We start from the raw sequence: 11,559 nt of genomic DNA on the forward strand, positions 1-11,559 counted from the left end.
CTTAAGCAGCTTTACGCTGCTGTAAGCCGTCCATATTGCTTTTTAAACTGTCCGCGGAAAAACAAGGCAGTCACTGTCATATTAAATAGAGCAAACCCGGCTAAAACAGCGGCATTTTGCCACATAAATGCATAATCACCGCTTGAGATAACGGCTCGGAACGCATTAATGGAATAAGCCATTGGCAAAAAGCCTGTTAGATGCTGCAACGTTTTTGGAATGAGCTCAAGCGGGAACGTTCCGCCGCTCGCTGTCAGCTGGCTGATTAAAATAAGCACCGCTATAAAACGGCCCGGATTCCCGAGAATCGTAGCCAGCATTTGGATCAATGTCATAAAGGCGGCGCTGACGATAAAAGAAAGCAACACAAAGCGCGGTACACTTTGCACATGCAAGTCGAGCACGTTTAGCAAAAAGATCGAAGCTGCCGATGCCTGGAGCGTCCCAATAAGCAGGAAGATACCGAGCTTGCCACGAAACCAGGAAAAGCCACTTTTCGGCTGTTCAGGTGTTTCTTTCAGCGGAAAAACAATTGTCAGCATAATCGCGCCGACAAACAAACCAAGTGACAGCATATAAGGGGCCATGCCTGTACCGTAGTTTGGCACTTTATGAAATGTTTCTTTAGCCACCTGAACCGGTTCTGCCATCATCGTATAAGTGTCGTCGTCGGCTTTTACGTCTCCTGCTTTATCGGCTGCCTCTGATAGTTCCGTTTGCAGCTTTTTCGTTCCCTGCTCCAGCTCAGCCGATCCTTTGGCCAAATCTGCAGAACCGCTTGCAAGCTTGCCGGCTCCCTCCGATAATTGATGAGAGCCGCCGGCAAGCTCCAATAATCCACTTGATAGATCACTCGCTCCTCTGGCAAGCGTATCGGCCCCTGATTTCGCTTCTGTTGTTTTTTCAGCGAGCGTGCTCAAGCCTGTCACAAGTGTTTCGCTGCCTGATTGAAGACTTTGGGCTCCTTCGGTTACTTTACCTGCTCCAGACTGGAGGTTTCCAAGACCCGTTTGCAGCTGCTGCTGGCCTTTTTGTATTTCTCCGAGACCTGCTGATAATTCATCCAATTTTCCGGGCATTGTGTTTGAAATTGTTTCGTTTAACTCCCTTGCTCCTGCGGCAACCTGACTGCTGCCAGTTTGAAGTTGATCAAAGCCTGTTGAAATACCTTTATTTAGTTCGTCCTGCTGCGCAGCCATCTTTTGCTGCATAGCAGCGACCTGTTCTTCCGTCATGACCTGCGCCAGCATCGGCAGCAGCTCGTCCATTTGCGCTTTTTGAGCTGCGCTAATTTGGCTTTTCAGCTTCGTTTCAAACTCATCAATACCCGCGTTTAGCTCGTCAGCTCCCGAAGCGAGAGAAGCTGTTCCATCCGCTAAAGCAGGAACTTGTTCACGAAACCCATCTACACCGCTTTTAGCAGCTGCTGTTCCGTCTATCAGCTCTGGCATGTTTGCGTTAGCTGACGCTAGACCATCTTTAAGAGAAGCAGATCCTGCAGCAATTTGATTGATTCCTTCCTGCAAATCCTGTCCCCCGTTTGCAAGCTGCTTTTGCCCATCTGAAAGCTGGCCGAGACCATTTGAAAGTGAAGACGCACCGCTGGCTACCTGCTTCGATCCTTCATTCGCTTTGTCAATTCCAGAAGAAAACGAAATTGAACTGTCTGCCAGTGCCTCCAGGTTTTTTTTCAGTTCGTCTGTACCCTTCGTTATTTTCAATGCGCCTTCATCAAGCTCACCGGCTCCTTTTTGGGCTTCTGTATAACCATCACCCATTTTTTTGACCTGATCAAACATTGACTTGGCATACGTTTTCGTTACATCTTTTTGAACAGAGGCCCGGATTTCTTTTACAGCGGACTGCCCAATTTGCGATGAAACAAAATTGTAGCTTTCATTTGGTGTGTAAATCAATTCAAGCTTTTCTGGTTTTTCATCCATCAATGTAGTCGCGTTTTTGGAAAAATCCGGAGGTATTTCGATCATCATATAGTATTCCTGCTGCTTTAACCCATCCTTAGCTTCCTTTTTCGTGACAATATGAAAATCAAAATCATCGCTTTTTTCCAGCTCGCTTTGCAGCTCATCACCTATATGAAGATTTTCCCCTTCAAATTCTGCCCCTTTATCCCTATTTACGACTGCAACCGGCAGCTGATCCAAATGACCATATGGGTCCCAAAACGCCCACAAGAAAATACCTGAGTACAAAAGCGGAATCAGCATAATGGCAGCAAGAGAAATTCTCAGCATTCGATTTCGGCTGATTTCTTTTAATTCTTTCCAAAACATAAGATTACCTCCGAAGTGACCAAATGGTTCATTTAGTCATTTTATTCAAAAAAGAAAGCCCCTTAACGGGACAGCCCTTTAAATACATATAACTCAAACAATTTTGCGATTTCTTCTTTTGAAAGAGCGGGTCCGCGCCGTTCCCAGTCTACAACCAGCGTCACATAAAGCTTCATCATTACAAAAGCAGCAATTTGGGGGTCTGTCTGCTGAATTTCATTTCGATCCATTGCTTCCTTTGCTTGAACAGCAATATAAGCAACAATGGCATCCTCCATTTTTTTTAATGCCTGTGTAACTGCTGGTGTACCCATTTCCTTTTCTTCTTGAAATAATTTAACAGCAAGCTGGTGCTTTGTTCGGAACGCGAGCATTTCAAATAGTGCCCGGTGAACATTTTCATGAAAAGACTGTGCCGGATCAATGACCGCTTCGGCCGCTCTTTTCATTTCTTGGATCAACGTAATACAAATGTCTTCAAACAGTTCATCTTTATTTTTGAAAAATGTATAAATAGTACCTTTGCCAACGTTGGCAAGTTTCGCTATCTGATCCATTGTAGTTGCTTTATAGCCAAAAAATGTAAATGACTTTGTAGCCGCTTCAACAATGTCCTTTTTCCGTTCTGACGCCATGCTCTCACCTCTTTTTGACCAAAATAACATTTTAGTCAATTAGTTCTGATATTCATTTTATGCCTGTACTCTTTGCCTGTCAATAAAAAATCCCGCCGTTTTTGGGGCGGGATAAGCTTTATCATTTTCCTTCTGCTTTCAAGTGCTTTATTACAACTTCACCAAGTGCTTCAATAAATTCCGCACGGGCATTCGGCATCGCTGGACGGTAATACCCAGCACCAATCTCATCTGTGACAACCCGGCATTCATAATCGTTATCGTACAGAACTTCAAGATGATCAGCGACAAAGCCGGCCGGTACATACATAAATGCTTTGTAGCCTTCCTGCTCATACAAATCACGGGTCAAATCTTGAACGTCCGGCCCAATCCATGGCTCCGGTGTATTGCCGGCACTTTGCCATCCGACCGCATACTGTTCAACACCTGCCGCACCAGCAATTAAATCAGCTGTTTCTTTCAGCTGCTGCGGATAAGGATCACCTGCCGCAATAATTTTTTCCGGCAGGCTGTGCGCCGACACAATCAGTACAAAGTGTTTCTTTTCTTCTTCGCTCATCGTTTGAAGAGTCGCTTCGATCTGGTCCGCCCAGTATTGAATAAATTTCGGCTCCTGATACCAGCTTTCAATCGATGTAATGGCTGGTCCGTCAATTTTCGCGGACTCTTCAGCCGCTCGCCCATTGTATGATTTTACGCTGAATGTAGAAAAGTGCGGCGCCAATACGATAGAAACGGCTTCTTCAATACCGTCCTTCTTCATCTGATACACAGCATCTTCAATAAACGGCTCGATATGCTTTAAGCCGATATACAGCTTGAATTCAATTTCCTGCTGCATATTATTTAAGAAATCCGTTAGCCCTTGTGCCTGCTCTTCCGTAATTTTAGCAAGCGGCGAAATGCCTCCAATTGCTTCATAGCGGCTTCGTAAGTCTTCTAGCGCTTCCTCCGACGGCTTGCGGCCATGTCGGATATGCGTGTAGTATCGTTCAATATCTTCTTCTTTGTAAGGCGTTCCGTACGCCATCACAAGAAGGCCCATTTGTTTTTTCGTCATGCTGATCCCACCTCTTTTGATTCACTGCTTTCTCAGTTAGTATGGCACGTAAGGAAGCTTCCTTAAAATAAAAAGCTTATCGTGCTGTATATTCATGAACGAATGCTGTCAGACGTTTTAATGTATCCGGATTTACTTCCGGAAATACACCGTGCCCAAGATTAAAGATATGGCCCGGCGACGCCAGTCCCTGATCTAAAATCGCTTTTGTCCGCTCTTCAATTACGTCCCATGGAGCCAGTAAAATAGCGGGATCCAGGTTCCCTTGAAGCGTTTTTGTCAAGCCCATTTCCCGGGCTTCAGTAATTTGGGTGCGCCAGTCCAGCCCGACTACATCAAGTGGAAGGTCATGCCATTCCTTTGCTAAATGACTCGCTCCTACTCCAAACATAATGAGTGGGACTCCCTCTGAACGAAGCTCGCCAAAAATCCGCTCCATTACCGGCTTGATAAATATTCGATAATCAGCGACGTTCAAAGCACCTACCCATGAATCAAAAATCTGTATCGCTTTAGCACCTGCTTTTATTTGAGAACGAACATATGTAATCGTCATATTCGCCAGCTTGTCCATAAGCGCAAACCATGCTTTTGGCTCGGCATACATAAATGCTTTCGTTTTATTATAATTTTTGGATGGCCCGCCTTCAATCATATAGCTGGCCAACGTAAAAGGAGCACCGGCAAAGCCAATTAACGGTACGCTTAACTGCTCTTCTGTCAGCAGCCGGATGGTCTCAAGCACATAAGGTACGTCGCTTTCGGGGTCAATCTCGCCAAGTTTTTCTACGTCATTCAGCGAGCGGATTGGATTTGAAATCACAGGGCCGATGCCGGATTTAATATCTACGTCTACCCCAATAGACGGAAGCGGCGACATAATGTCCTTATACAGAATTGCTGCATCGACATTATATTGTTCCACCGGCAGACGTGTTACGTAAGCACAAATTTCCGGCTGGTGTGTAATTTCAAATAGTGAGTATTTTTCCTTCAGCTTCCGGTATTCCGGCTGTGAACGCCCCGCCTGGCGCATGTACCAGACTGGTGTATAGTCCGTTTTTTCTCCCCGCGCCGCTTTTAAAAATGTATCATTCAAATGCCTCATATGGATTGAGAGCCACCTTTCAACTATGACAGATTAGAATTACTATTGTTTATTATAGCTTACAGTGTGGGACTTTTCACTAAAGAGATGTTCTGTTCGCAAATTTGCCAAAACAATGTGTGAAAATTGGAAATAAGGGTACAAAAAGGGATATACTAAAATCAGAGGTGATCGGAGATGAAGGTATTTATCACAACCGGAACATACGATTTTTTGAAAACAATACAGAAAAAGCACAGTAGTGAAAACATGTTACTGATGGATGGTACCGGGGGGGCAGCTCTTGTTCATGAAACGGACGGAAAAACGGTTTTTTCCACTCCGCGCCGCTATGAAGTGGTAGATGGTGCTGGAGCACTGGTAAACCGCGGTTATGCAGTCCTTAATAATATTCCCGTAACTGATGAAGGCCGTCCTTTGTTTGAACACCGCTTTAAAAACCGGGCCGGTGCCATCGAAAATCAGCCAGGCTTCCTCTCCATCCGAGTATTGCGCCCGCTTGACACAGACACATATGTTATCTTTACACAGTGGGAAAATCCAGCGGCATTTGAAAATTGGAAATCCTCCCAGGCGTTCAATGAAGCGCATAAAAAGCGGGGAACAGAAGTAGGGCTTGATCAAAAGCCTCATATCTTTTCAGGAAAATCTTATGTCACAACCTTTACTATTCCAAACGAAAAATAAAGCCAGGGGGGTATTTCTCCCTGGCTTTACACGATTGTTTTTTGTTTGGGCTGGTGATAAAACCGTCTGTTTAAGAAAAACACAAGCAGCAGAAAAATCCCTCCGCCCAGCAGCCATCCGGCTACTACATCCGTGGCGTAATGAGCATGGCCTGCTATCCGGCTTGTCCCTGCTAAAAGAGCAAGCAGCAGCGCCGCGGCATAAAAAAGTTTAGTTCTTTTCACATGCAAGAATAGAAAATAAGCCACCAGCAAATAAAAGACGAGGCCAATCATGGCATGCCCGCTTACAAAACTAAACCCGTCTTCCCCGTGTGGAAATGGCGGTCGCTCACGTGCCACCCACTCTTTTAATGCTTTGTTTAGTAAATTCCCAACACCTACTCCCATCAAAACAGCTGTAATACCGGCTATATTCCGCTTCCAAAACAGAAACACAATAAGCAGAACGGCCCCGCTGCCCAGAACCGTTTGAGAACCCAGTACACTAAAGTGCGTAAAAAAAGAACTTGTGTCAAAAGCATCAAGCATTACCTGATCAATACTTGACGCCCAGCCGGAATCATAACTAAACAGTAAAACAGCAAATAAAATAAAACAAATCAAACTGATCCAAAGCAAATTCCACACCTCTATGCTTTTTCCAACAGTGTAGCATGATGATCGGCCTATTACTATCTAAAATTAGTCCTTAAATATGCAGCATTCTTTTTAATCGGGCCGGTGCATAAACCCAAACAAAGAAAAGCGTAAAAGTGATTGATGCAGATAGTACAATCGCAGCTTCTATCCATCCGCCTGACAGTGCACAAACACCGAAGACAAAAGATTGAATAAGAAGTATACGCATCAATAAAAGCTGAAGCGCTTTTTGTTTTCCATCTTCCCCCTCTGGATAAAGCTTTGGCCAAATAAGGTAGCTGTGTCTCGTTGCAATAGGCAGCAGCTGAAAACCTGTTAAGTATAGAAAAAGAAGTGCTGCAATACATTGAACAGGCAGCAGCCCGCTCAAGCTGATAATAAATGCAGCAATAACGGTCAGCCGAACAAACAGCCCAATGTATTCATTCATGCGTACAAATGTCCGAAAAAGCAGATAGGTGTATGTGCCCTTTTCCGGCCCTGGCAGCAAGCCATCCAGCCAGGCGCGGCGCTTGGCGCTTCCGCGCAAATGCGGCACATCGGTAAACATATTTGCAAGCCGATAAAAAGCAGCCATTCTTTTTTCTTCAAGCTCAGCCAGCAGCTCCCACTTTAAAGGACGGTTTCCAAGGCGGCTCATATAAAAAAGCCAAAGCAGTCCAAATAAAGCAGCAGCACCGGCCCATAAATATTCATTTGAAAAAACAGCAAATAAAAAAGCGATATTCAGCAAAAAGCGAATCGCTATATCCGCGATTCTCACATCACCTGCTGGTACGTTTAACGAACGAAGACGACAAAATAAATTCCAGAGCTTTGCGGCTAAAATAGCACCGAGAAAAGCGAAGAAGCTTCCATAACCGGCCCCTTCTACTTTTGCGTACATCGGCATAGCGAAAGCCAAAAGAGCCACAAGTACATAACTTTGTGCGGCAAAGCTCGTCCACACTGCTTTTTGAAAATACGTATTTAATTCACTTTCAAGTGGCAGCAGATAGACGGTATCAGGCTGTCTTATATACGTATAAACCGGGCTCCAGGCAAGAATGGCACCGAGAACAAGCGACATAATCAGCGGTGCCGGAAACGTTTCATCAATGGTGCGTATCCAGCCGCTATAATAGTATAAAAGCGCACCAAGTGCGAAAACGAGCACAAAAGCCAAATGATCATTAAACATGTAACGCGAGTACTTCCGAAGTTCCGCATAATAAGCGGACGCACGCTCCCTAAACAAATCGTTGGCTGAAAACTTCATAGCGCTGCTTCCTTCGTCAGTTCCACATAAATATCATCAAGCGCAGCATTGGACATGCCAAAATCACGGCGGAGCTCTTCCATCGTGCCTTTTGCCCGTACACGCCCTTCATGCAAAATCACAAATCTGTCGCAGTACCGTTCCGCTGTCGCCAAAATGTGTGTCGACATTAAAATACCGGCGCCGCTTCTTTTCATCTCATTCATTAAATCAAGCAGTGAACGGATACCGAGTGGATCAAGCCCTACAAACGGCTCATCAATAATGTAAAGAGCAGGTTCTGTTAAAAATGCCCCCATAATCATAACTTTTTGCTTCATCCCTTTTGAAAAGTGAGCAGGAAACCATTTCATCTTTGCATCAAGGCGAAATTCTTTTAACAGCGGGCCGATGCGTTTTTTATACTCTGCTTCTGACAAACCATAAGCAGTGGCTGTTAAACGCATATGCTCCTCAAGCGTCAGCTCATCGTATAATACCGGTGTTTCCGGCACAAATGAAAACTGGCGCCGATACTCGGATGGGTTTTCTGCAAGCGTCTGTCCGTTAATCGTAACGCTTCCTTTTGCTGCCTCCATCAATCCAATGATGTGCTTAATAGCTGTACTTTTACCAGCACCGTTTAAGCCGATCAGCCCGACAAGCTCCCCTTTGCCGACTTCAAATGACACATCGTGCAGCACCGGCTTTCGTGTATAGCCGCCGGTAATGTTTTCCACAGATAATAATGACATTACAAAACGCCCTTTCTCCTCCATTGTTACACGTATCATATCAAAATTATCCCTTTTGCACATAGTTCCCTGCATCTAGAATATATGCTACACTTTCTTTAACCCATACATAAAAGGAGTGCTGAATCATGGATAACTGCATATTTTGTAAAATTATAAATGGAGACATTCCATCTGCAAAAGTGTATGAAGACGAAAATGTCTATGCTTTTTTAGATATCAGCCAGGTAACAAAAGGCCATACACTGGTCATCCCTAAAAAACATGAGGAAAGCCTTTTCGAGCTTAGTCCAGAAACAGCCGGCCCTTTTTTCGAATCCGTTCAAAAAGTAGCCAAAGCGATCCAGGCTGCTTTCTCTCCTAAAGGATTAAATTTATTAAACAACAACGGCGAAACAGCTGGCCAGACGGTTTTTCATTACCATATGCATCTTATTCCCCGTTACGGAACGGCTGATGGCTTTCATCCTGTGTTCAAGGAAAACAATGACAGCCATGAATTAGCCGAAATTGCTTCTGTGATCAACGCTCACCTATAAATAGCGATACATATGTTTGTTCCATTCTTTTTCCGGGAACGATAATTCATATATGTATGTGTAAATGTGTACAACATGACTAAAGAGGTGGAAAAAATGAATAAAAAAGCTTTATTCATAGGGTTCGCAGCTGGTCTGGCTGGCGGTGCGGCCGCTGCACTATTAAATGCTCCGGCCAGTGGACAGGAAACGCGGAAAAACCTTAAAAACAAGCAGGTATCTGCTAAGCTGGCGTCAATGGAAATTAAAGATAATGCCGGGCAGGTTAAAGAATCTGTTAAACGACTTGTGGAAACAGCAAAGCAGGAAGTACCGGAAAAAGTAAACAGCTTAAAAGTAAACGCGGCACTTTGGAAAGAAAGCATTGAACCAAATGTAAAAACACTTCAAAAAGAAATTTCCAACATTCAGCATACTGTTGAAGATTTGCAGGAAGCCTTGCCGCAGCCGTCTGAATCAAGCAAATAATTGTACACGAAAGGGGGTTCCCTTTTCGTGTATTTCTATTTTTCAGCTTATTCGAAAATTTTTGTAAATTCCCTCTTTCTATTTTTTTATTTTATTGGCATAATATAAAGCAATAAAATAATAGATTTGAGGTGGACAACATTCATAAAACAACGGATTCCGCATCGACCCATCATTATACGATGAAAGAAGCATTTATATTCAGCCAGCGGATGGCACAGCTTTCAAAAGCCTTATGGAAAGCAGTTGAAAAAGACTGGCAGCGGTGGATCAAGCCCTATGATTTAAACATTAATGAACACCATATTTTGTGGATTGCCCATCACTTAAAAGGAGCTTCCATTTCAGATGTAGCTAATTTCGGTGTCATGCACGTTTCTACAGCGTTTAACTTCTCGAAAAAACTGGAAGAACGCGGGCTTTTGACATTTTCTAAAAAAGAAGATGACAAACGAAATACGTACATCGAAATTACACCTGCTGGTGAACAGTTAATTTTTAATTTAATGGAACACTATGAACCTGAATCGAATCTTGTTTTTTCCGGTACAGCGCCGCTGCGTGAATTGTTTGGAAAGTTTCCAGATATGGTTGAATTAATGGCTATTATCCGAAACATTTACGGGGATGATTTTATGAATATTTTTGAGACCTCCATTCATAATATCGAACGGGACTTTGATGAAGAAAACGGGGAATTAAAGCGGGCTGAACGTTCTCAGGCATCGGAGTAAGCAGACTGCTGGCCGGATGCTTTTTATACATATGACGCCCTGCTATGTATGATGGGGGCAACCATTTCCTGTGGGTTCTGTTTTCAATTTTTTCGACATTTTGATATAGTTAAAGGTACAGAGCTAACAGAGGGGGCATCATATGGCGGCATTAATTATTACTTTTATTCTTTTCTCCGTCTTTATTTTGTATCACATAAATCGAATGACAAACTTGTTATGCATTCAAAAGGAAATTCCGGAAGAACGGCATGAAAAAATATTCCGCACTGTAAATATTTTGATTGTTATTTTGCTTTCTACTTCTTACATTGAAATATTGTACGTATAGACCTGTTCTTTTTCAGAAGGCAGGTCTTTTCTTTTCCCAAGCCATCAACTGTGTTATAGTTGTTTTTGGAATAGAGATTAAATGAACATTAGGGAGTTGTTTTTTGCATGAAGAAATGGGCATTGCCATTATCGCTTGCAGCAGGCGTACTGGCGCTTTCCGGCTGTGGAAACAGCGAAGGAAACGTTATCGCCACATCAAAAGCAGGCGACGTAACAGATATGGAACTTTACGCAGAAATGAAAGACAAATACGGCCCGCAAATGGAACAGGCCCTGCAGGAGCTAATGCAGAAAAAAGTTCTCTCTGACAAATATGAAGTAACAGATGAAGAGCTTGATGAAGAAGTGAAAACAGCAAAAGAACAGCTGGGTGACCAGTATGAAATGTTCTTGGCTCAATATGGTTTAGATGAAGACGGTTTTAAAGAATTTTTGAAGCTTGAGCTTCTTCGTGAAAAAGCGGCCCTTGCCGATGTAAAAGTAACAGATGAAGAAGTAAAAGAATATTACGATTCATGGCAGCCGGAAATCAACGTCAGCCATATCCTTGTAGAAGATGAAGCAAAAGCAAAAGAAGTAAAACAAAAATTAGCCGATGGCGGCGATTTTGCGGCGCTTGCGAAAGAATATTCAACAGATCCTGGCTCTAAAGAAAAAGGCGGCAGCCTTGGCTGGATTGACAACGCCGGCCGCGCGCAATTTGTACCAGAGTTTACAAAAGCACTGGGCACCTTAAAAGTAAATGAAGTGAGCGAGCCGATCAAGTCAGATTACGGCTACCATATCATTAAAATTACCGATCAAAAAGAAAAAGCTTCTTTCGAAAAAATGAAGAGCCAAATGACGGAAGAACTGAAAAAGTCTAAAGTAGATTCTGCAGCACTCCAAGAAAAACTGGATAAGGTTATGGAAGATGCGGATGTAGAAGTGAAAGACGAAGACTTTAAAGGTGCATTTGAGACAGAAACTGCTCCAGCAACAGACGAAGCTACTCCAACTGAAGAAGAAACAACAACAGAAGACGATGCTGCCACAACAGAAGAAGCAAAATAATAAAAAAGCACC

Annotated in this window: 13 protein-coding genes; 6 read left to right on the plus strand and 7 right to left on the minus strand. The window is 43.4% G+C overall.

Annotated features, from left to right (window positions below; translation table 11 throughout):
* Positions 1-11 precede the first annotated feature (11 nt).
* The 4 genes from VP97_RS15095 to hemE form a co-directional block, all read right to left on the minus strand.
* The gene (locus tag VP97_RS15095; protein ID WP_050182738.1) at positions 12-2,294 is read right to left on the minus strand and encodes a YhgE/Pip domain-containing protein; all 2,283 of its coding nucleotides are present in this window, start codon (positions 2,292-2,294) and stop codon (positions 12-14) included.
* A 62-nt stretch (positions 2,295-2,356) separates the two neighbouring features.
* The gene (locus VP97_RS15100; protein WP_050182739.1) at positions 2,357-2,929 is read right to left on the minus strand and encodes a TetR/AcrR family transcriptional regulator; all 573 of its coding nucleotides are present in this window, start codon (positions 2,927-2,929) and stop codon (positions 2,357-2,359) included.
* A 121-nt stretch (positions 2,930-3,050) separates the two neighbouring features.
* Positions 3,051-3,992, minus strand: coding sequence for a ferrochelatase (hemH, locus tag VP97_RS15105; protein ID WP_050182740.1), 942 nt, complete (start codon positions 3,990-3,992; stop codon positions 3,051-3,053).
* A gap of 76 nt (positions 3,993-4,068) precedes the next feature.
* A complete protein-coding gene (gene hemE, locus VP97_RS15110) occupies positions 4,069-5,100 on the minus strand; it encodes a uroporphyrinogen decarboxylase (protein ID WP_050182741.1) in 1,032 nt (343 codons plus the stop codon).
* A gap of 177 nt (positions 5,101-5,277) precedes the next feature.
* Here hemE and VP97_RS15115 point away from each other — a divergent pair, with 177 nt between their 5' ends.
* The gene (locus tag VP97_RS15115) at positions 5,278-5,787 is read left to right on the plus strand and encodes an antibiotic biosynthesis monooxygenase family protein (RefSeq protein WP_050182742.1); all 510 of its coding nucleotides are present in this window, start codon (positions 5,278-5,280) and stop codon (positions 5,785-5,787) included.
* 26 nt (positions 5,788-5,813) lie between these two features.
* Here VP97_RS15115 and VP97_RS15120 read toward each other — a convergent pair whose 3' ends face one another.
* The 3 genes from VP97_RS15120 to VP97_RS15130 form a co-directional block, all read right to left on the minus strand.
* Positions 5,814-6,407 carry a phosphatase PAP2 family protein gene (locus tag VP97_RS15120; protein ID WP_050182743.1) on the minus strand — a complete coding sequence of 198 codons (594 nt, stop codon included), beginning with the start codon at positions 6,405-6,407 and terminating at the stop codon, positions 5,814-5,816.
* 70 nt (positions 6,408-6,477) lie between these two features.
* Entirely contained in the window at positions 6,478-7,686 is a 1,209-nt protein-coding gene (locus VP97_RS15125; RefSeq protein ID WP_050182744.1) for an ABC transporter permease, read from the minus strand.
* A complete protein-coding gene (locus VP97_RS15130; protein WP_050182753.1) occupies positions 7,683-8,420 on the minus strand; it encodes an ABC transporter ATP-binding protein in 738 nt (245 codons plus the stop codon). The genes VP97_RS15125 and VP97_RS15130 overlap by 4 nt, the downstream gene beginning before the upstream one ends.
* Positions 8,421-8,548: 128 nt before the next feature.
* On the opposite strand from VP97_RS15130, the gene VP97_RS15135 reads away from it, so the two are divergent.
* The 5 genes from VP97_RS15135 (at position 8,549) to VP97_RS15155 (ending at position 11,547) form a co-directional block, all read left to right on the plus strand.
* Positions 8,549-8,959, plus strand: a complete 411-nt coding sequence (locus VP97_RS15135; protein WP_050182745.1) for an HIT family protein — start codon at positions 8,549-8,551, stop codon at positions 8,957-8,959.
* A gap of 96 nt (positions 8,960-9,055) precedes the next feature.
* On the plus strand, positions 9,056-9,427 hold the full coding sequence (locus VP97_RS15140) for a YtxH domain-containing protein (RefSeq protein ID WP_050182746.1): 372 nt from the start codon (positions 9,056-9,058) through the stop codon (positions 9,425-9,427).
* Positions 9,428-9,558: 131 nt separating this feature from the next.
* On the plus strand, positions 9,559-10,161 hold the full coding sequence (locus tag VP97_RS15145) for an HTH-type transcriptional regulator Hpr (RefSeq protein WP_281175106.1): 603 nt from the start codon (positions 9,559-9,561) through the stop codon (positions 10,159-10,161).
* Positions 10,162-10,303: 142 nt separating this feature from the next.
* On the plus strand, positions 10,304-10,492 hold the full coding sequence (locus VP97_RS15150; protein WP_050182747.1) for a hypothetical protein: 189 nt from the start codon (positions 10,304-10,306) through the stop codon (positions 10,490-10,492).
* 107 nt (positions 10,493-10,599) lie between these two features.
* Positions 10,600-11,547 carry a peptidylprolyl isomerase gene (locus VP97_RS15155; RefSeq protein ID WP_050182748.1) on the plus strand — a complete coding sequence of 316 codons (948 nt, stop codon included), beginning with the start codon at positions 10,600-10,602 and terminating at the stop codon, positions 11,545-11,547.
* Positions 11,548-11,559: the final 12 nt, after the last annotated feature.

It is taken from the genome of Domibacillus robiginosus (assembly GCF_000966195.1).
Taxonomy (GTDB): Bacteria; Bacillota; Bacilli; order Bacillales; family Domibacillaceae; genus Domibacillus; species Domibacillus robiginosus.

What these genes read in the sequence shown, in the direction of transcription:
- VP97_RS15155 (WP_050182748.1), top strand. Translation starts at nt 10,600, where the DNA reads ATGAAGAAATGGGCATTGCCATTATCGCTTGCAGCAGGCGTACTGGCG.
- hemH (WP_050182740.1), bottom strand. Translation starts at nt 3,992, where the DNA reads ATGACGAAAAAACAAATGGGCCTTCTTGTGATGGCGTACGGAACGCCT.
- VP97_RS15125 (WP_050182744.1), bottom strand. Translation starts at nt 7,686, where the DNA reads ATGAAGTTTTCAGCCAACGATTTGTTTAGGGAGCGTGCGTCCGCTTAT.
- VP97_RS15130 (WP_050182753.1), bottom strand. Translation starts at nt 8,420, where the DNA reads ATGTCATTATTATCTGTGGAAAACATTACCGGCGGCTATACACGAAAG.
- VP97_RS15095 (WP_050182738.1), bottom strand. Translation starts at nt 2,294, where the DNA reads ATGTTTTGGAAAGAATTAAAAGAAATCAGCCGAAATCGAATGCTGAGA.
- VP97_RS15140 (WP_050182746.1), top strand. Translation starts at nt 9,056, where the DNA reads ATGAATAAAAAAGCTTTATTCATAGGGTTCGCAGCTGGTCTGGCTGGC.
- VP97_RS15135 (WP_050182745.1), top strand. Translation starts at nt 8,549, where the DNA reads ATGGATAACTGCATATTTTGTAAAATTATAAATGGAGACATTCCATCT.
- VP97_RS15100 (WP_050182739.1), bottom strand. Translation starts at nt 2,929, where the DNA reads ATGGCGTCAGAACGGAAAAAGGACATTGTTGAAGCGGCTACAAAGTCA.
- VP97_RS15150 (WP_050182747.1), top strand. Translation starts at nt 10,304, where the DNA reads ATGGCGGCATTAATTATTACTTTTATTCTTTTCTCCGTCTTTATTTTG.
- hemE (WP_050182741.1), bottom strand. Translation starts at nt 5,100, where the DNA reads ATGAGGCATTTGAATGATACATTTTTAAAAGCGGCGCGGGGAGAAAAA.
- VP97_RS15115 (WP_050182742.1), top strand. Translation starts at nt 5,278, where the DNA reads ATGAAGGTATTTATCACAACCGGAACATACGATTTTTTGAAAACAATA.